This window comes from Neobacillus drentensis (genome assembly GCF_036965245.1).
Taxonomy (GTDB): domain Bacteria; phylum Bacillota; class Bacilli; order Bacillales; family Cytobacillaceae; genus Neobacillus; species Neobacillus drentensis_G.
Genome location: NZ_JBALPG010000068.1, coordinates 1 through 528, shown reverse-complemented (window position 1 = coordinate 528; position 528 = coordinate 1). Strand labels below are relative to the sequence as shown.

Below are 528 nucleotides of genomic sequence, written 5' to 3'. Positions count from 1 at the left end.
ATAATTCACTTTCTAATAAATTTCCCGGAATTGCACCACAGTTAACTGCAATAAAAGGTTTGGACATTCTATTTCCTAATTGATGAATCGTTTTAGCAATCATTTCTTTTCCTACACCAGATTCCCCTAATAAAAGAACTGTTGTTGAAACTTTTGAAACCATTTCTATTGTGTTAAGTACATCTTTCATTTTTTGACTATGGACGACCATTGAAGGAGTGTGTTTTGTATCCGACTCATCGATTATTTCAATTGAATCCATTAAATTATCGGAAATACTTTTTAATCCCCATAACATTAAATCTTCACTATTACATTTTGATATGAACACGGATATTAGAATAGTACTGCCATTCCAAGCCTTTAATTGAAGAGAGTGTAACTCTCTATTTAATAATTGTAAAATGGGATCTCCAAAGAATGAAATTTCCTCTAATTCAGTAAATGTTCTTCCTTTAAGCGAGGTAGAGTTTGTTGACCAAAAATTTTTCAGTTTTCCACTTCGAAAAAAAATATTTCCCTTTAAAT

1 protein-coding gene is annotated in these 528 nt (G+C 30.7%); it reads right to left on the bottom strand.

All coding sequences use genetic code 11. The annotated features are described in order from the left end of the window. A partial coding sequence (locus V7150_RS15215; protein WP_335519837.1) for a sigma 54-interacting transcriptional regulator occupies nucleotides 1–262 on the bottom strand: 262 nt, incomplete at its 3' end. Between the last annotated feature and the right edge of the window lie 266 nt (nucleotides 263–528).